We start from the raw sequence: 17,488 nt of genomic DNA on the forward strand, positions 1-17,488 counted from the left end.
GTGCCGAGCATGCTCGGCATGGGGCATTGCCGGGAACGCTCCTGCCGAGCATGGCTCGGCACTACAAGGGGCATTGCTGGTAACGCCTCTGCCGAGCATGGCTCGGCACTACATGGAATCCTGGCCACGCGAAAAAGCCAGCGCTAAGGCTGGCTTTCTGCTCACGCTCGACTTACCGCATTACTTCATGCGGTAGGTGATACGGCCCTTGGTCAGGTCGTACGGCGTCATCTCAACCTTGACGCGGTCACCGGTCAGGATGCGGATGTAGTTCTTGCGCATGCGGCCGGAGATGTGGGCGATGATTTCATGCCCATTTTCCAAGCGAACACGGAAAGTGGTGTTCGGCAACGTCTCGCTGACGGTGCCTTCGAACTCGATGGAGTCGTCTTTCGACATGTAGTCCTGTGCGGTTCTGCGGACGGCCATTGGCCTAAGGGCGGGCATTTTACGCTGTCGCGGCCAAGGATGCAAAGTTTGCGTTAAGTACCGGCATTCAGGCCAACGCCGAGGCGGTCAGTTCGCCGAATCTGCGCGTCCAGCGGCCAGCGTCGCTGGGTTGCTGTACCAGTTGGCGCACGCTTTCCAGAAACACTGCGCGTGGCAGGTGCTCCGCACCCATCCGCAGCAGGTGCGGGTTTTCCACCTGGGCATCCATCAATGGCCAGCCCCACTCGGCCAGGGTGCTGGCCAGGGCCGCGAGTGCGACCTTCGAGCCGCCGCTGCGACCACTGAACATGCTTTCGCCGTAGAACATCTGGCCGATGGCGACGCCGTAAATGCCACCCACCAGCGCTTCGCCGTCGAATACTTCCACCGAGTGCGCGTAGCCGAGCTGGTGCAGGGCGACATAGGCCTGGTGCATGTCGGCGGTGATCCAGGTGCCATCCTGGCCGGGGCGCGGGGCCAAGGCGCAGGCCTGCATGACCTCGGAAAACGCTGTATCAGCGCGGATCGTCCAGTTGCTGTTGCGCAACCCGCGCCGGAAGCGCGAGGACAGGTGGACCTGATCGGTGCGGAACACCATGCGTGGGTCCGGTGACCACCACAGCAGCGGTTGGCCCTCGGAGAACCATGGAAAGATGCCGCCGGCATAGGCATTGAGCAGCCGCACCGGGCTGAGGTCGCCACCGACGGCAAGCAGGCCATCAGGCTCCCGCAAGGCCAGCTCGGCGGGCGGGAACGGCGCATCGCTGGCGCTGTCCAGCAGGAACGGACCTTTGTTGCTCATTGCGATGGATCTTCCTGCTTGAAGGGCGAATGGCGCATCAGGTCTGCGGCATAGGTCGCGACATCCTCGCGCTCGTGGCCGCACCAGTCGCGTGCCGCCTCGCGGAACTGCGGATGGGCCAGCCAATGGTGGCTGCGAACCTGCGTCGGAAGAAAGCCGCGCGCCAGCTTGTGCTCGCCCTGCGCGCCGGGTTCGAAGCGCTGCAGGCCTTCGCGCAGGCAATATTCGATGCCTTGGTAATAGCAGGTCTCGAAGTGCAGGCCGGGCAGGGTGGCGCCGCCCCAGTAGCGCCCGTACAGCGTATCGGCGCCACGCAGGCACAGCGCGCCTGCAATCGGCTCGCCATCCTGGATTGCCAGGAACAACACCAGCTGACGCGGCATCTGCTCGGCTATGTGGCGCAGGAACGCCAAAGTCAGCGCCGGCGCGTTGCCGTACTCGGCAAAGGTCTGCAGGTAGAAGCCGTGCATGGCGCGCAACTCGTCCGCGCTGGCCTCATCGCCGTGGCGCACGACGAAGCTGATACCGGCGCGGACAACCTTGGCGCGCTCCTGGCGGATGTTTTTGCGCCGCTTGTGATCCATCGCGCCGATGAAGTCATCGAAGTTCTTCCAGTCCGGCTGGCGGCACCACTGGAACTGCACGTCATCGCGCTGCAGCCATTGCGCGCCGAACAGTGGGTCTTCATCGGCGAGATGGAAATTGATATGTGCGGACGACAAGTCGTTGTCCTGCACATGGCGCACGACGGCCTCGATCAATGCCTGCCGATCAGCGTCGTAACGGGCCAGCAGGCGCGGCCCGGTGACCGGCGAATAGGGCGCGCCGCACAGCCACTTCGGGAAGTACTCCAGACCATGGCGTGCATACGCGTTGGCCCAGGCATGATCGAACACGAATTCGCCGTGCGAGTTCTGCTTCAGGTAACCCGGCGCGGCGGCGACTAGTTCGTCGTCGCGCCACAGGCTCAGGTGCTGGGCCTGCCAGCCCCATTCCGGGTGCAGGCAGCCATGCTGCTCCAGCCCGCCGAGAAAGGCGTGGCTGATGAAGGGGTTGCTGCCGTCATGCAGGCCATCCCACTGCGCGGCGCGCAACGCTGCAAGGCTGGGCAGGACGCGAAGTTGCAAAGGCAGGTTCATGGTTCCAACGTCAGTACGTCGATGACGGGTGGGTTGAACAGGCGCAATGGCAGGCCGATCTCACCGGCACCGCTGGTGGTGAAAACACGTATCGGACCGCACGCGCCCTGCACGACCTGCTCACCACGATCGAAGCCATAAGCGCTCGGAATGACCTTGCGGTACAGCCAGGGGATGCGGATCTGTCCGCCGTGCGTATGCCCGGCGAGCACAACGGCCACATTGCCGGCGCACACCTGCATGGCGCTGTCGGGGTTATGGGCAAGAATGATCGTGGGACCGAGCAGTGCCTCGCCCCCGAGCAGGAAGCGCGCGTCATCCCGGCCTGCCCAGCGGTCTCCGAGGCCGGCCCAGTTCACTCCGTTGGTGTCCCTGAGCAGGCGTCCTTCGATGATGTTCATGCCGTGCGCGGCGAGTGCGGCGCGCAAGGGTTTGTCGATGTCTGGGCCGGGCTTTTGCTGGTCGTGGTTGCCGAGCACCACAAACGCAGGCGCGCGCAGGTCCGCCAGCGGCGCAAACAGCTCCTGCAGCGATAGACCTTGCGGTTCGTAGGTCAGGTCGCCGGCGATCGCCACCGCGTGGACATCCTGATCGTTGATGCGCTCAACCAACCGCTCAAGGAAACGCTGATCCTTGTAGACGCCCAGGTGGATGTCGCTGACCAGCGCGATACGTGTAGGGGTGCCAGAACCTACCAGCGTGGTGTGCCTGGTCACGATCATCTGCGGCTCGATGAAGCGTGCCCAGACGAACACGCTGCAACCGAGCAGCAGCACCACGATGGCTGCGCGGTGCTGCCGTTTGCGCCAGCGCCACAGCAGCCAGGCGATGACAGGAAAGACCAGCCAGCTGCCATGGAACAGCAGCTGCTTGATCATCAGCTTGTCCATGGCGGGCTGGCGGGTTGGGGCGCTCAGGCGCCCTTTTCGTCCAGGAAGCGCTCGGCATCCAGCGCGGCCATGCAGCCGAAACCAGCCGAGGTAATGGCCTGGCGGTAGTGCTGGTCGGCGACGTCGCCAGCGGCGAACACGCCTTCGACCGAGGTCATGGTGGCGTTGCCGCCCAGGCCGGAGCGGATTTCCAGGTAGCCGTTGTTCATGGCCAGCTGGCCGGTGAACAGCTCGGTGTTGGGCTGGTGGCCGATCGCGACGAAGAAGCCATGGGCTTCGATGTCGCGGGTGCTGCCGTCCAGGGTGGACTTCACGCGCACACCGGTGACGCCAGCGTCATTGCCCAGCACTTCATCGACCTGGTGGTGCCACACGGTTTCGATCTTGCCGGCGGCGACCTTGGCGAACAGCTTGTCCTGCATGATCTTCTCCGCCTTCAAGGTGTCGCGGCGGTGGACCAGGTAGACCTTGCGGGCAATGTTGGACAGGTACAGGGCTTCTTCAACGGCGGTGTTGCCGCCGCCGACCACGACCACGTCCTGGTCGCGGTAGAAGAAACCGTCACAGGTGGCGCAGGCGGAGACGCCGCGGCCCTTGAAGGCTTCCTCGGACGGGATGCCCAGGTATTTGGCGGTGGCGCCGGTGGCGATGATCAGCGCATCGGCGGTGTACTGGGCACTGTCACCGGTCAGGGTGAACGGGCGCTTGGACAGGTCGGCGGTGTGGATATGGTCGAACACCACTTCGGTTTCGAAACGCTCGGCATGCGCCTGCATGCGCGCCATCAGGTCCGGGCCCATCAGGCCGTGGGCATCGCCCGGCCAGTTGTCGACCTCGGTGGTGGTCATCAGCTGGCCGCCCTGCTGCAGGCCGGTGACGACCAGCGGCTTCAGGTTTGCGCGCGCGCCATAGACTGCAGAGGTCCAGCCGGCGGGGCCAGAGCCGAGGATCAACAGGCGGGAGTGCTTGGTCGGGAGGCTGGAAGTGCTCATGTATACTCGCGAAAGTCAGGATTGGTGGCCCGAACGCGGCAGTCCGCAGCTGTCCGGGCAAGCCAATAGAGTGGCGGTCCGACCTCGGTGAATCAAGGCACGTGAATGGAACTGCGCGGCCCGTTGCACACAACTCTGCTGTTTCCCGCATTGCCGCCGCCTCCGTCTGGCGGCTTTTTGACGTTTTCTGTCTGTCAGCCGTACCGCACTGCGCTGTAATTGGGTGAAACCCGACGATCTGTCGTTTAATATCAATCACTAACCGTGCATTTTTAAGGTCTGGTCAAAGGTGGCGAAACAGGTCCCGGAACGCGACAAGAGCCCCAAGGCTGCCGCTGAAGCGCGCAAGTCGGCGGCTGCAGCAGACAATCCGCGTCGTCAAAAGCTGTGGCGTGATCTGGCGTTGATCGCGATCGCGCCGGCGCTGCTGTATCTGCTCGCCAGTCTGTTCACATATTCGCCTACCGATCCGGGCTGGTCACAGTCGGGCTCGGTGGTTGCGCCCGTGCACAACATGGGCGGCAAGGTCGGCGCATGGATTGCCGATGTGCTGCGCCAGCTGTTTGGCTATGTGGCCTACCTGATCCCGCTGATGCTGGCTGCGGTCGCATGGATCGCCATGTTCGGCCTGAAGAAGACCGATGAGCGCGGCCAGGATGATCTGGGTCCGGCGCTGCGTCTGGTCGGTATTGTCGGCTTCCTGATTGGTGCCACCGGTTTCCTGTACCTGCGTCTGCCGCCGGGCGACGTCGCCCGTGCAGGTGGCGGCCTGGGTGTGCTGGTCGGCAAGTCGCTGCAGACCGGCTTTGGCCCGGTGGGCAGCAACCTGTTCCTGCTGGTGCTGTTGCTGACCTCGATCACCCTGGCCACCGGGCTGTCGTGGTTTGCGGTGATGGAGAAGATCGGCAAGTGGGTGCTGGCGCTTGGTCCGCTGCTCAACAAGAAGAAAGAGCAGGCCAGCGAGTGGCAGCAGACCCGCGTGCTGCGCGAAGAGCGCGAGGAAGTGCGCAAGGTTGACGCCGAGGTCCGCGCCAAGCGCGAGCCGGTGAAGATCGAGCCGCGGCCTGCGCCGGTGATCGAGAAGAGCGACCGCGCCAAGCGCGAGACGCAGATTCCGATGTTCCAGGGCGTCAATGGCGACGGCTCGGACATCCCGCCGCTGGCGCTGCTGGACGACCCCAAGCCGCAGGCCAAGGGCTACGACGAGCAGACGCTGGAAACCCTGTCGCGGCAGATCGAATTCAAGCTCAAGGACTTCCGCATCGATGCGCAGGTCGTCGGCGCCTATCCGGGCCCGGTGATCACCCGTTTCGAGATCGAACCGGCGCCGGGCATCAAGGTCAGCCAGATCAGTTCGCTGGACAAGGACATCGCCCGCGGCCTGTCGGTCAAGTCGGTGCGTGTGGTTGACGTGATTCCGGGCAAGTCGGTGATCGGCCTGGAAATCCCCAACGTCACCCGCGAAATGATCTTCCTGTCCGAGCTGCTGCGCTCCAAGGAATACGACAAGTCGGCCAGCGTGCTGACCCTGGCGCTGGGCAAGGACATCGCCGGCCGCCCCAGCGTGGCCGACCTGGCGCGCATGCCGCACCTGCTGGTGGCCGGTACCACCGGCTCGGGCAAGTCCGTTGCGGTCAACGCGATGGTGCTGAGCCTGCTGTACAAGGCCAGCCCGAAAGACCTGCGCATGCTGATGATCGACCCGAAGATGCTGGAGCTCAGCGTCTACCAGGGCATCCCGCATCTGCTGGCACCGGTGGTCACCGACATGAAGGAGGCCGGCAACGGCCTGCGCTGGTGCGTGGCCGAAATGGAGCGTCGCTACAAGCTGATGAGCGCGGTCGGCGTGCGTAACCTGGCCGGCTTCAACAAGAAGGTGAAGGACGCCATCGACGCTGGCCAGCCGATGATGGACCCGCTGTTCAAGCCCAACCCGGAGATGGGCGAGGCCCCGCGTCCGCTCGAACCGCTGCCCTTCATCGTCATCTTCATCGACGAATTCGCCGACATGATGATGATCGTCGGCAAGAAGGTCGAAGAACTGATCGCACGCCTGGCGCAGAAGGCACGTGCGGCCGGCATCCATCTGATCCTGGCCACGCAGCGCCCGTCGGTGGACGTGATCACCGGCCTGATCAAGGCCAATATCCCGACCCGCATCGCCTTCCAGGTCAGCTCCAAGATCGACTCACGCACCATCCTCGACCAGTCCGGCGCGGAAGCGCTGTTGGGCAATGGCGACATGCTGTACCTGCCGCCGGGTACCGCCATGCCGGATCGCGTCCACGGCGCCTTTGTCTCCGACGAAGAAGTGCACCGCGTGGTCGAGCACCTGAAGGCCAGCGGCCCTACCGATTACATCGAGGGCGTGCTGGACGAAGTGCAGACCATGGGTGATGGCGTGGTGGTTGGTGCCAACGGCCTGCCGGAGAGCAGTAGCAGCGGTGGTGACGAGTCCGATCCGCTTTACGACGAAGCCCTGCGCATCGTCACCGAAACCCGCCGCGCCTCCATTTCTGGTGTGCAGCGTCGCCTGAAGATCGGCTACAACCGCGCCGCGCGCCTGATCGAGGCAATGGAAGCGGCCGGTGTGGTTACCGCGCCAGAGCACAATGGCGACCGCACCGTGTTGGCTCCGCCGCCGCCCAAGCACTGAACGAATGGGCGGCATTCAGCGATTGATTGCCGCCCATTCAGTTTGAAAGAGGCAGACTCTGCCTCACCAACGACACAACTATCCCAAGCCGCCATGACTGCATTCCTGCGCCACTCCGTTCTTGCTGTTGCCCTGGCTTGTGCCGGCCTTGCTGCGGATGCCCATGCCGGCGCCCGTGATGACCTGAAGTCCTTCACCAGCGGCCTGCGCGGCCTTGATGGGCAGTTCGCGCAGCAGGTGGTGGATCAGCGTGGCCGCGTCAAGGAATCCTCCAGCGGCCGTGTGGCGCTGTCGGCACCGCGCCAGTTCCGCTGGGAATACACCCGCCCGCATCCGCAGCTGATCATCGCCGACGGCAGCAAGCTGTGGGTGTACGAGCCGGACCTGGAGCAGGCCCGGGTCAGCCCGCAGGGCACCGAGGAGCAGAACAACCCGCTCACCGCCCTGATCAATCCGGCACTGCTGGAACAGCAGTACGACATCAGCGAGGAAGCCGCGCCGCGCGACGGCATGCAGTGGCTGTCGCTCACCCCCAAGCGCGATACCCAGGCCAGTTTCGATGTCGCCGCACTGGGCTTCGCCGGTGGCGCGCTGTCGCGGATGGAGCTGACCGACGCGGTCGGCCAGCGCACCATCATCACCTTCAGCGGCTGGAAGAAGAACCCCAGCTTCGCTGCCGGCACCTTCCGTTTCGTGCCGGGCAAGGACGTCGACGTCGTCGGCGAACGCTGAACCCAAGCCCGGCTTTTGAGGCCGGGGCAGGGTGGCCACGCTGCTAGAATGTGGGCGTGGCCAGATCCCGAAATATCTTTCTTGATGAAGCTCCCGCCGACCTGCTGACCGCGGACCGGGACAATATGCGTCCGCTCGCCGAGCGCATGCGTCCGCGTGCGCTGGACGAGATGGTTGGCCAGAAGCGTCTGCTGGCACCCAATACGGCGCTGCGTCGCGCGGTTGAATCCGGGCGCGTACATTCGATGATCCTGTGGGGCCCGCCGGGCTGTGGCAAGACCACGTTGGCCTTGCTGCTGGCCCAGTATGCCGATGCCGAATTCCGTGCCATCTCGGCCGTGCTGTCCGGCTTGCCCGACGTGCGCCAGGTGCTGGCCGAAGCCGCGCAGCGTTTCGCCGAAGGGCGACGCACGGTGCTGTTCGTCGACGAAGTGCACCGTTTCAACAAGGCACAGCAGGATGCTTTCCTGCCGCATATCGAGCGCGGCACGATTATTTTTGTCGGCGCGACCACCGAAAATCCTTCGTTTGAGCTGAACTCGGCACTCTTGTCGCGCTGCCGCGTGCACGTACTTGAGTCAGTCTCGCCCGAAGACGTGGTGGAAGCATTGCAGCGCGCCTTGGATGACACCGAGCGCGGGTTGGGCGAGCAGGACATCACGGTCTCGGCCGAGTCGCTGCTGGAAATCGCCCGCGCCGCCGATGGCGACGTGCGTCGCGCCTTGACCCTGCTGGAAATCGCCGCCGAGCTGGCAGCAGGAGAGGGCGGTGAAATCACCCCGGAAACCCTGCTGCAGGTACTGGCCGACCGCACCCGCCGCTTCGACAAGAACGGCGAGCAGTTCTACGACCAGATCTCGGCGCTGCACAAATCGGTACGCAGCTCCAACCCGGATGGCGCCATCTACTGGCTTGCCCGCATGCTAGACGGCGGCTGTGATCCGTCCTATCTGCTACGCCGGCTGACCATCATGGCGGTGGAAGACGTCGGGCTGGCCGATCCGCGGGCGCTGGAAATGGCGATCAATGTCTGGAACGCCTATGACCGCATCGGCGCACCGGAAGGCGATATCGCCCTGTCCAACCTGGTTGTTTACCTGGCCAGCACCGCCAAATCCAATGCGGCCTATATGTCCCTGCACGCGGCCCGTGCCGACATCGCCAAGTACGGCACCCAGCCGGTGCCGATGCACCTTCGCAACGCACCGACGCGTCTGATGAAGACGCTGGGCTATGGCCAGGGTTACCAGTACGACCACGATGTCGAGGGCGGCATCGCGCTGGACCAGACCGCGTTCCCGGACGAGATGGGCGAACAGGTCTATTACAAGCCGGTGGAGCGCGGCCTGGAGATCAAGCTGAAAGACAAGCTGGATCGCCTGCGCACCGCCCGCGAGCAGGCCCGCGCGCAGCGCAAATGACCGCCATCCGCCAACCCGTGTCCGGAGTTTGAACCCATGTGGCTTTCCTTCCTGGCCATCGGCGTTGGTGCGGCACTCGGTGCCTGGCTGCGTTACGGGCTGAGCCTATGGTTGAACCCGTTGCACAACAGCGTGCCGATCGGGACGCTGACTGCCAACCTGCTCGGCGGCTACGTGATTGGTCTGGCGCTGGCTTTTTTTGCCTCCCGGCCAGAACTGTCACCGCAATGGCGCTTGTTCATGGTCACCGGCTTGCTCGGCGGGCTGACAACCTTTTCAACCTTTTCGGCCGAAGTGGTGGACCTGCTGCAACGGCAACAGCTGGGCTGGGGGCTGGCCACCATTGGTTTGCACCTGGGGGGCTCGCTGTCGATGACCGCCCTGGGCTGGTGGACCTGGCGTGCCTTGCGGCACCTGACTTGAGGCGGCTTTCAATGCCGCAGTCGATACCGCATCATGCGCCCACCACAAATTGAGCGTTCTCTGGATATGCAGCAAAAGCGGGCACACGAATGAGCAGGCCAAAGTCGCAGGACGCGGCCCGCAGCGATGCAATCCAGGATTCTGAATCGACCAGCACCATCATTGGCGCTGATGTGGGTGGCACTTACGCACGCCTGGGCTGGACCCGACTGGACAGCTCCGGCGCGTTGAGCGTGCAGGGTTTCCGCAAGTACACCTGCGCCGAACATCCCAGCCTTGCCGCGATCCTGCGCGATTACGCCGATTGGCTGGCGCGCGAAACCAGCGCACCACCGATCGCACACGCCGTCGTGGCCATCGCAGGCGTGCTTGATGGCGACACGCTGCTCAACACCAACCTGGCGTGGCCGGTGTCGCTGGCGGCAACCCGGCGCGACTCCGGTCTGGAGACACTGGAGCTGATCAATGACTTTGTCGCCGTCGCGCAGGCCATGGCGCATGCCGACGCCGACGCGCTGCATCTGATCTGCGGTGATCCCACCCAGGTGGTGGCAGGTCCGGCCGTGGTGCTCGGCCCCGGCACCGGTTTGGGCGTCGCCGTGTATCTGCCTGGCGGTAATCCATCGGTACTCGCCAGTGAAGCGGGGCATGCGGCGCTGGCAGGCTCCACGCCACTGGAGCAGGACGTATTGCGCCTGTTGTCGCGGCAGTACACGCATATCGACAACGAGCGGATCCTGTCCGGCCCGGGCTTGCTGACGCTCTACACCAGCTTGTGCGAACTGCGCGGCAGCACGCCGAAATGGCGCAGTCCCGCTGATCTGGTCGCCGCCGCCGGCACAGACCCGTTGGCCGCGGAAAGCATCGAGGTATTCTGCGCCTGGCTGGGCAGCCTGGCGGGTGACCTCGCGCTGACCTTTGGCGCCCGGGCGGTTTACCTGACCGGCGGCATCACCGGCCATTTGAGTGGCCCTTTGCACGCAGGCGGCTTCCAGCAACGCTTCCTTGCCAAGGACCGCTTGTCGCAGGCGCTGCGGCACGTGCCGGTCTGGCGTGTTGAACACGGCGAGCTCGGTGTACTTGGCGCATTGGCTTGGCACGTGGACAAACTCGCAGCACGCTGACACAACTTAGGAGAACCCAGGCATGAGTACCCGCAGACAGTTCCTGCAGTCGTCCGCGCTTATTGGCATGTTGGGCAGTGCGGCGCCGGGGCTGCTGGCATCGCCGGTCGCTGCCAACGGCGCGCGCGTGGTCTCAACCTGGGACTTCGGCGTAGGTGCGAACCAGGCTGCATGGAAGGTATTGGCTGCGGGCGGCAGCGCACTGGATGCGGTTGAAGCCGGCGCCCGCTGGGCGGAAAGCGAACTCTGCAATCCCACTGTCGGCCGCTGCGGCAATCCGGATCGCGATGGCGTGCTCAGCCTCGACGCCAGCATCATGGCTGGCGATGGGCGTTGCGGATCGGTGGCTGCATTGGTCGACATCCTGCACCCGATCTCCGTTGCCCGCGCGGTGATGGAGAAGACCCCACACGTCATGCTGGTGGGCGAGGGGGCCCAGCAGTTCGCCGTGCAACAAGGATTCGAACGACAGAACCTGCTCACCCCGGAAGCGGAGCAGGCATGGCGTGAATGGTTGAAGACCGAACACTACGCGCCGCAGATCAACGCCGAGCGTCGTGGTATTCCCGGTGACAAGGACAACCACGACACGCTGGGCATGATCGCCATCGATGCCAGCGGACAGATGGCCGGCGCCTGCACCACCAGTGGCATGGCGTTCAAGATGCACGGCCGCGTTGGCGACAGCCCGATCATCGGCGCTGGCTTGTACGTGGACAACGAAGTGGGCGCCGCCACGGCCTCCGGCATGGGCGAGGAGATGATCCGCAATGCGGCCTCGTTCCTGGTGGTGGAGCTGATGCGACAAGGTCGCTCACCTGCCGAGGCCTGCCGCGAAGCCATCCAGCGGGTGGTGCGCAAGCGCCCGGAAGCCAGCCGCACCTTGCAGGTCTGTTTCCTGGCAATGAACCGCAGCGGTGAAGTGGGCGCGTATGCGCTGCACAAGGGCTTCGTCTACGCGGTATGCGACAGCAGCAAGCAGGATGCCTTGCTGGACTCGGCATCGGTGTACACGAGCACGCAGGCGTGAGTTCGGCGTATCTGCTGGAGATCGCCTGCAACTCGGCGATGTCAGCCGTGGCAGCACAACACGGCGGCGCCAATCGCATTGAATTGTTCGAGAATCTGGAACAAGGCGGTACTACGCCGTCGTTAGGCAGCATCGCGGTTGCACGCGAGCAGCTGCAGATCCCTTTGTTCGTATTGATACGCCCGCGTCCCGGTGACTTTCACTACGGAAGCGTGGAAGCAGAGATCATGCTGCGCGACATCACGCATTGTCGGCAGCTGGGCTGCGATGGCGTGGTGATTGGCGCACTGACCGCTGACGCCGCGATCGACATGCCGTTATGTCGTGAACTGGTGAGCGCGGCCGGGCCAATGGATATCACCTTCCATCGCGCCTTCGATGCCGCCCGCGACCTGCCAGCTGCGCTGGAGCAGGTAGTTGAGCTCGGCATCAAACGCATCCTCAGCTCCGGTGGCCACGCCAGTGCTGCTGAAGGCAGTGCTGTGCTGGCCAATCTGGCGGAACAGGCCGGAACACGCCTGGATTTGATGGCCGGCGCAGGCCTGAATGCCCGGAACATCGCTAACGTCGCCCGACAGACTGGCTGCCTGCAGCTGCATGCTTCGGCCAAGTCGCGGCGACAGTCCGCCATGCGCTACCAGAACCCCGCCTTGCAGGGCTTGGACAACGATTGGATCCAAACCGGAAGCAGCGCGGTCAGGGCCTTGCGCATGGCCCTGGATGAGCTGGGCTGAGGATGCTTCAGCTCGATGGCTGCCGATTAAAGTGGTGAGTCACTTTAATCAGTGATCTGTAGCCTGAAGATTGTCCCATGCGGGCCTCGCAGCCCCCGGCCATCGTTCTGGATCATGCAGCAAGCATTGCGCAATGCCCGCGAGAGTACGGGCACTGCGTCGCGGTTTACCAGTCGATGCGCAGATCCAGGGACGCGTTCCGCGCTTCGCCAAGCATGTCCAGGTTCCAATACTTGCGATTGAACGCGTTGTTGACGTTGCCGGTTAGCGTGGCGTCACGACCTGCCAGCGTGGTGCGGTACTGGAAGCCGAGGTCGGTGATCGTGCGCCCTGGAATGAGGATGCGGTTGGCATCTTCGTAGTACTGCTCGCCGGAATAGCGCACCGTGCCGTGCAGGCTGAAGCCGGTCAGCAGGGCAGGGCGGTAGTCGAAGTTGGCGACGTAACTACGCGGCGCCGAACCCGCCGGGCGGTTGCCGCGCAGCGCAGCGTTCTCCGGCGAGAGATCTTCCAGACTGGCATCCAACCACAAACCACCCAGACCGATATCGAGGCTGTCGGTTACCCCGTAGCTGGCGATTGCTTCAAAGCCGCGATACAAGGTGAGACCGTCCTGCACCAGATAGCGCTGGCCACCACGCCATTGGTCAATCTTCGCGCCACGCTCAACGCGGAATGCAGCGGTAGTGAATCCGAGCCTGCCGCTCTGGTACTTGGCACCGATCTCGTATTGCTTGCTGATGGTGGCGTCCAGCACCTGGCCAGCATTGGCGTAAGGTGGCTCGCTGTCGAAGCCAACGCGTCCGCCAGACTCCAGCGACTCCACGTAGCTGCCGTAGATCGATACCGCTTCCACCGGCTTGTAGATCAATGCCAGCGTTGGGGTAAGCGCAGAGGTGGCGTAACCCGAATCCACGGTCGGGTCGCCGTCCTTGTCGCGCTGTTCGTAATCGACATAGCGCGCACCGAGTATCGCCTGCCATTTCTCGCCGAAGTGCAGGGTGTCGCTGGCGAACACCGACTTCTGCCGCTCATCCGAGCTCACCGCAGCGAAGCTGAAATCCGGAACGTGGTGCGAGATGAAATCCTGTCGCTGGTAAAGATTGCCCGAGAAGTCGTTGCTCCAGTAGAACTCATTGCTCCAGCGGTCCCAACTACGCTGCATCGCACTGCCGAACACCAGTTCATGGCGTATCGTGCCGGTGTCGACGCTGCCGGTGACCAGCACCTGGGCAACGCTGCTACGAAGATCGGCGCCAAAGTTGTAGACGCTGCCCTCGTAGTCACCCGCCTCATTGAGCAGGTTGCCGAACATCTTGTTGGAGTAGTGCTCGCGGCGGCTGCCGCCAACGGTGAAGTCCACGTTCCAATCTTCGCTCACACGCCATTGCAGGCCGGTGTTGGTGTTGGTGGTCTTCGCTTGGTAGTAGGAATTGCGGACGCGAACGTTCTCGTAGTCATAGCTGGGGCGGGGCAGGCGGTCGCCCTGGTAGCTGTCCCAGTAGAAGTACATCGGTTCGTGCTTGAGCTTGTTGTCTTCGCGCAGCACTTCGGCGTGCCATACCAGCGCCTCGCCGATGGGTTGCTCCACGGCTATCGCAATGACTTCGCGGTCTAGGCCTGCGCCGTTGTAGGCATCGCCGCCGTCCTTGGCCAGGTTGACGCGGACGCCAAAGGAATCCGGGCCGTTGACGCGGGTGCTGGCGTCGACGCGGGCGGACCATGCGCTGTCGTTGCGCCAGCCCAACGTCGTGGAGAGCATCGGTGCGCTGGTCGGGCGCTTGCTGCGATAGCTGATGATGCCGCCGGGCGAGCCAAAGCCGTACATGAAGCCGCCGAGCCCCTTCAATGCCTGCACCGATTCGACGGCTTCGAGCGGATACTCGCCACCCCATTCCATCAACATCGGCACGCCATCGACATAGTGGTTGCTGACGCCGATGCCACGGATCTGTGTGCCCCACCAGGCGGTGGTAGCCGAAGGCTCGGCTGCGTAGACCGATGGATCGTTGATGAAGATATCGCCCAACGTGGTGGCGCCGCGCTTCTCGATGTCTTCCTGCTCCACCACGGTCACCGAGAACGGGGTATCCAACAGCCGTTTGGTGCCCAGCGCGCCAGCACTGGCGTCCAGGTTGAGGTTCAAGCCCAGGCGCTCGCCTTTCACCCGCACGGTGTCGAGTTCGGTTGCGTCCTTGGCAGGCTGGTTGGCGGGAATGGGTTCCACCGTCTGCGCCTGCACGTTCAGGCAGGCAGCGGAGAGGCAGATGTACAGAGCGGAATGACGCGGGAAACGCACGCGCGGAAGACGAGGCAGCAAGGAGATGGCCTTGGCAGGAGAGGCAAATAAGGAGCAGGGCGGCGGCGGCCTGCCAGCAGGGTTACAAAAAAAATCGTATTGCGAATGAGTCGCAATAGCAAATCTTCGCCAGTCAGGTAAGAACCGGTTCGTGCCGCGACAGACTGGCCAAAAGGAGAATCAGTGCGAAGGATCCACCTTGGTCAGCGCTGTGTACTGCAGGGTCTTTCTATAGTGACTCGTCACTTAATTTGACATTCCCTTCTGGGGCGCTCGCTGGGCTGCGCGTGGGCGGGGCAGGGCGGCACGCCGGAATAGGACTGCAACTGATTGCTGTCGCAAATGCCGCTTGCGCCTGCGGGGCAGCATCCGTTGTGACCCCGACGAACATCTTTCGATCAGAAAGCGCCTGGGCAAGCGGGCGTTATGCGTGCTGCCGCGCGCAGCAGCCCAGGCACATGAGTGCAGTGCGTAAGTGGAAACGCTGATGTGCCTGTTAGCGAGTCAGCTTTTCCAGCATGCGAGGACGTCTTTGCTGCAAATCAGGGTCCACGTACAACTCGAGACGCCCGCGCATTTACGTCGGTTACCTCGAACCGCTCGGAGTACTGCAGGTACTTCCGCGCTTGCCCGTTTCAGCGCTGCGGTCTCGCGCGAACTGTGCTGACAGCGTGCACAAAGTCGCCGACCGAACGGTTGCCAAGACAGAAATCCCAGCGTTTTAAGCCTCGTCCTATGTCCCTGCTTTGCGTGGGAATCAACAATGCCGCCTCCCCAAAACAGAGTTTCAGGAGTAATACCAAGTGAAGCAGCAAGCAACCAGCATTCTGATTTCGTTGGCCGCTGCCATGGCCATGAGCGCTTCGGCCAATGCAAGTAATGTCATCACGTTCAACGGTGAAGTGACCGACCAGACCTGTTCTGCGGTAATCAACGGCGGCACCGATCCGACCATCGTGCTGAACAGCATTCCGGTTTCCGACCTCAATGGTGCGGTGGGCAATTCCGCAGGTGAAGGTGTGTTCACCATCACCCTGACCGGCTGTGCCGCGTCTGGAGCCGATGAAACCTTCACCACCTTGTTCCAGGCGACCAACCCGACCACCACCGGCAACCTCACCAACACCGCTGCCGCAGGCGCCGAGGGTGTGGCATTGCAGTTGCTCGATGCACCGGGCGGCACCCCTGTGAACCTGGCCGGTGGCGCAGCTGTACGTGCGGGCGAAATCCTGCTGGGTGCTGGCGAGACCACCGCCACCCATGACTACGGTGTTCGCTACATCTCCGAAGACGCCACCGTCACGCCGGGCCCGGTCCTGGGCTCGGTGACCTACACCGTTCGCTACGAGTAACAGGCTTGGAGGGCGACCTTGAACAGTCGCCCTCCCGGGCCACGCATTGCCAGCAACTCCACTTGAGGAAAGCACATGCACCAGGTTCCTACCCGCCGCTACGCTACCTGCACTGCAATCGCAGGCATCTTCGCGCTGTTGAGCATGGGGGTGGCTGAGGCAAGTGTTGTTGTTTCCGGTACCCGCGTGATCTACCCGGCGGATGCAAAACAGGTCACGGTGCAGCTGACCAACCAGGATGCGTTCCCGAATGCCGTTCAGGCATGGGTGGACGTTGACAACCCGCAGTCGACGCCAGCCGATGCCGATGGTCCGTTCGTGGTGACGCCTGCGGTATCGCGCATGGCGCCCGGTGCTGGCCAGCGGATCCGCGTGATGTTCGCAGGCCAGGACGTGCCCAACGATCGCGAGTCCGTGTTTCATCTGAACGTACTGCAGGTGCCGCCGATGAACACCGCACTTGCAGATCAGAACAAGGTGATGGTGTTGATGCGCAACCGGCTGAAAATGTTCTACCGGCCGATGGGAATTGCAGGTACGCCTGCGCAGATTCCGGAGCAGTTGCGCTTCCGTATCCAGCAGTCGGGAAACAACTGGCATGTACAGGTGGAGAACCCGACCGGCTACCACGCATCATTTGGCGGTGCCACGCTGAGCGTGGCTGGCGCCAACTGGAAACTCACGCCGGCCATGGTGCCGCCGATGGGTTCCGCACAATGGATGCCGCTTGCGCCCACCCAGCTGCCAGCAGGCGAAGCGGTGGTAAGCGCGCATCTGATCAATGACTACGGCGCAAGGATTGCAGTCACCCATGCCGTTGCGCGCTGAAGGCATGCGTATCTCTAAGCTTGCGGTCGCGTTGGGTGCTGCAGTGCTGGGCGCAGGCAACGTGGCCAGTGCAAATGACTCGGTGTATGAATTCGACGATCGACTGTTGATGGGCTCCACGCTTTCGATCAGCAACTTGAAGCGATTCAATAGCGGCGACCAGGTAGATGCTGGGCGCTACCTCGTCGATGTCTATCTGAACGACAACTATGTCGACCGGCTTGAGCTGGAGTTCAAGGACGTGGACGGGCGTATCCAGCCTTGCCTGAGCGAGACATTCGTACGGGATACCCTGGGCACCCGCCTTGTGGCTGCCGACACTGCAGATGGCGGTGACCCGAACTGTGCGGAACTCAAGGTGCGCCTCCCAGGGGCAACCACGGCATTGGACGTAGGGCGCCTGCGCCTGGATCTTTCCGTGCCGCAGGCCTTGCTGATCAGCAAGCCTCGCGACCATGTCAGCCGCGAGATGTGGGATGCCGGCAAGACCATGGTGTTCGCCAACTAGATGGTCGGCAGGGAATCATTACGTACAGGGCCAAAAGCTGCCTAAGCGACTGAATTTCAAGGTTGATTGCTCGTCTCTCGGGCAGGTTCTCCCCATCTATGGGGTCTGTTCAAGCACCTTGGCTGTGTA

At 63.3% G+C, this 17,488-nt stretch carries 16 protein-coding genes; 10 read left to right on the forward strand and 6 right to left on the reverse strand.

What is annotated here, in order from left to right:
• Nucleotides 1–180: 180 nt before the first annotated feature.
• From infA to trxB, 5 genes are all read right to left on the reverse strand, one after another.
• Nucleotides 181–399 (reverse strand): translation initiation factor IF-1, encoded by a 219-nt coding sequence (gene infA, locus QMX78_RS13695; RefSeq protein ID WP_005409596.1) that lies wholly within the window; start codon nt 397–399, stop codon nt 181–183.
• 97 nt (nt 400–496) lie between these two features.
• The gene (gene aat, locus QMX78_RS13700) at nt 497–1,231 is read right to left on the reverse strand and encodes a leucyl/phenylalanyl-tRNA--protein transferase (RefSeq protein ID WP_282270457.1); all 735 of its coding nucleotides are present in this window, start codon (nt 1,229–1,231) and stop codon (nt 497–499) included.
• Nucleotides 1,228–2,370 carry a GNAT family N-acetyltransferase gene (locus QMX78_RS13705; protein ID WP_282270459.1) on the reverse strand — a complete coding sequence of 381 codons (1,143 nt, stop codon included), beginning with the start codon at nt 2,368–2,370 and terminating at the stop codon, nt 1,228–1,230. The genes aat and QMX78_RS13705 overlap by 4 nt, the downstream gene beginning before the upstream one ends.
• Complete coding sequence (locus tag QMX78_RS13710) at nt 2,367–3,248, reverse strand: metallophosphoesterase (protein ID WP_282270461.1); 882 nt, start codon at nt 3,246–3,248, stop codon at nt 2,367–2,369. Before QMX78_RS13710 ends, QMX78_RS13705 begins: the two co-directional genes overlap by 4 nt.
• A gap of 35 nt (nt 3,249–3,283) precedes the next feature.
• Nucleotides 3,284–4,252 carry a thioredoxin-disulfide reductase gene (gene trxB / locus QMX78_RS13715; protein ID WP_282270462.1) on the reverse strand — a complete coding sequence of 323 codons (969 nt, stop codon included), beginning with the start codon at nt 4,250–4,252 and terminating at the stop codon, nt 3,284–3,286.
• Between the two features lie 289 nt (nt 4,253–4,541).
• Here trxB and QMX78_RS13720 point away from each other — a divergent pair, with 289 nt between their 5' ends.
• The 7 genes from QMX78_RS13720 (at nt 4,542) to QMX78_RS13750 (ending at nt 12,372) form a co-directional block, all read left to right on the forward strand.
• A complete protein-coding gene (locus tag QMX78_RS13720; protein WP_282270464.1) occupies nt 4,542–6,908 on the forward strand; it encodes a DNA translocase FtsK in 2,367 nt (788 codons plus the stop codon).
• Nucleotides 6,909–7,001: 93 nt separating this feature from the next.
• Entirely contained in the window at nt 7,002–7,640 is a 639-nt protein-coding gene (lolA, locus tag QMX78_RS13725; RefSeq protein WP_282270466.1) for an outer membrane lipoprotein chaperone LolA, read from the forward strand.
• A 125-nt stretch (nt 7,641–7,765) separates the two neighbouring features.
• Complete coding sequence (locus QMX78_RS13730; RefSeq protein ID WP_282270488.1) at nt 7,766–9,061, forward strand: replication-associated recombination protein A; 1,296 nt, start codon at nt 7,766–7,768, stop codon at nt 9,059–9,061.
• Nucleotides 9,062–9,097: 36 nt separating this feature from the next.
• On the forward strand, nt 9,098–9,484 hold the full coding sequence (gene crcB, locus QMX78_RS13735) for a fluoride efflux transporter CrcB (RefSeq protein WP_282270468.1): 387 nt from the start codon (nt 9,098–9,100) through the stop codon (nt 9,482–9,484).
• A gap of 89 nt (nt 9,485–9,573) precedes the next feature.
• A complete protein-coding gene (locus QMX78_RS13740; RefSeq protein ID WP_282270470.1) occupies nt 9,574–10,608 on the forward strand; it encodes a glucokinase in 1,035 nt (344 codons plus the stop codon).
• A gap of 22 nt (nt 10,609–10,630) precedes the next feature.
• Nucleotides 10,631–11,638 carry a N(4)-(beta-N-acetylglucosaminyl)-L-asparaginase gene (locus QMX78_RS13745; protein WP_282270472.1) on the forward strand — a complete coding sequence of 336 codons (1,008 nt, stop codon included), beginning with the start codon at nt 10,631–10,633 and terminating at the stop codon, nt 11,636–11,638.
• Nucleotides 11,635–12,372: a copper homeostasis protein CutC gene (locus tag QMX78_RS13750; protein ID WP_282270477.1), complete on the forward strand. Its 738-nt coding sequence runs from the start codon at nt 11,635–11,637 to the stop codon at nt 12,370–12,372. Before QMX78_RS13745 ends, QMX78_RS13750 begins: the two co-directional genes overlap by 4 nt.
• A gap of 166 nt (nt 12,373–12,538) precedes the next feature.
• Here QMX78_RS13750 and QMX78_RS13755 read toward each other — a convergent pair whose 3' ends face one another.
• Nucleotides 12,539–14,692: a TonB-dependent siderophore receptor gene (locus QMX78_RS13755; RefSeq protein ID WP_282270479.1), complete on the reverse strand. Its 2,154-nt coding sequence runs from the start codon at nt 14,690–14,692 to the stop codon at nt 12,539–12,541.
• A gap of 782 nt (nt 14,693–15,474) precedes the next feature.
• Here QMX78_RS13755 and QMX78_RS13760 point away from each other — a divergent pair.
• The 3 genes from QMX78_RS13760 (at nt 15,475) to QMX78_RS13770 (ending at nt 17,359) form a co-directional block, all read left to right on the forward strand.
• Complete coding sequence (locus tag QMX78_RS13760; protein ID WP_282270482.1) at nt 15,475–16,023, forward strand: fimbrial protein; 549 nt, start codon at nt 15,475–15,477, stop codon at nt 16,021–16,023.
• 75 nt (nt 16,024–16,098) lie between these two features.
• Nucleotides 16,099–16,851 (forward strand): molecular chaperone, encoded by a 753-nt coding sequence (locus QMX78_RS13765; RefSeq protein WP_282270484.1) that lies wholly within the window; start codon nt 16,099–16,101, stop codon nt 16,849–16,851.
• Nucleotides 16,852–16,855: 4 nt separating this feature from the next.
• Nucleotides 16,856–17,359, forward strand: a complete 504-nt coding sequence (locus QMX78_RS13770; RefSeq protein WP_282270486.1) for a FimD/PapC N-terminal domain-containing protein — start codon at nt 16,856–16,858, stop codon at nt 17,357–17,359.
• Nucleotides 17,360–17,488: the final 129 nt, after the last annotated feature.

This window comes from Stenotrophomonas sp. PS02298, assembly GCF_029959445.1.
In the GTDB taxonomy this organism is placed as follows: domain Bacteria; phylum Pseudomonadota; class Gammaproteobacteria; order Xanthomonadales; family Xanthomonadaceae; genus Stenotrophomonas.

What these genes read in the sequence shown, in the direction of transcription:
- infA (WP_005409596.1), bottom strand. Translation starts at nt 399, where the DNA reads ATGTCGAAAGACGACTCCATCGAGTTCGAAGGCACCGTCAGCGAGACG.
- trxB (WP_282270462.1), bottom strand. Translation starts at nt 4,252, where the DNA reads ATGAGCACTTCCAGCCTCCCGACCAAGCACTCCCGCCTGTTGATCCTC.
- QMX78_RS13740 (WP_282270470.1), top strand. Translation starts at nt 9,574, where the DNA reads ATGAGCAGGCCAAAGTCGCAGGACGCGGCCCGCAGCGATGCAATCCAG.
- QMX78_RS13710 (WP_282270461.1), bottom strand. Translation starts at nt 3,248, where the DNA reads ATGATCAAGCAGCTGCTGTTCCATGGCAGCTGGCTGGTCTTTCCTGTC.
- aat (WP_282270457.1), bottom strand. Translation starts at nt 1,231, where the DNA reads ATGAGCAACAAAGGTCCGTTCCTGCTGGACAGCGCCAGCGATGCGCCG.
- QMX78_RS13745 (WP_282270472.1), top strand. Translation starts at nt 10,631, where the DNA reads ATGAGTACCCGCAGACAGTTCCTGCAGTCGTCCGCGCTTATTGGCATG.
- QMX78_RS13770 (WP_282270486.1), top strand. Translation starts at nt 16,856, where the DNA reads ATGCGTATCTCTAAGCTTGCGGTCGCGTTGGGTGCTGCAGTGCTGGGC.
- QMX78_RS13765 (WP_282270484.1), top strand. Translation starts at nt 16,099, where the DNA reads ATGCACCAGGTTCCTACCCGCCGCTACGCTACCTGCACTGCAATCGCA.
- QMX78_RS13730 (WP_282270488.1), top strand. Translation starts at nt 7,766, where the DNA reads ATGCGTCCGCTCGCCGAGCGCATGCGTCCGCGTGCGCTGGACGAGATG.
- lolA (WP_282270466.1), top strand. Translation starts at nt 7,002, where the DNA reads ATGACTGCATTCCTGCGCCACTCCGTTCTTGCTGTTGCCCTGGCTTGT.
- crcB (WP_282270468.1), top strand. Translation starts at nt 9,098, where the DNA reads ATGTGGCTTTCCTTCCTGGCCATCGGCGTTGGTGCGGCACTCGGTGCC.
- QMX78_RS13705 (WP_282270459.1), bottom strand. Translation starts at nt 2,370, where the DNA reads ATGAACCTGCCTTTGCAACTTCGCGTCCTGCCCAGCCTTGCAGCGTTG.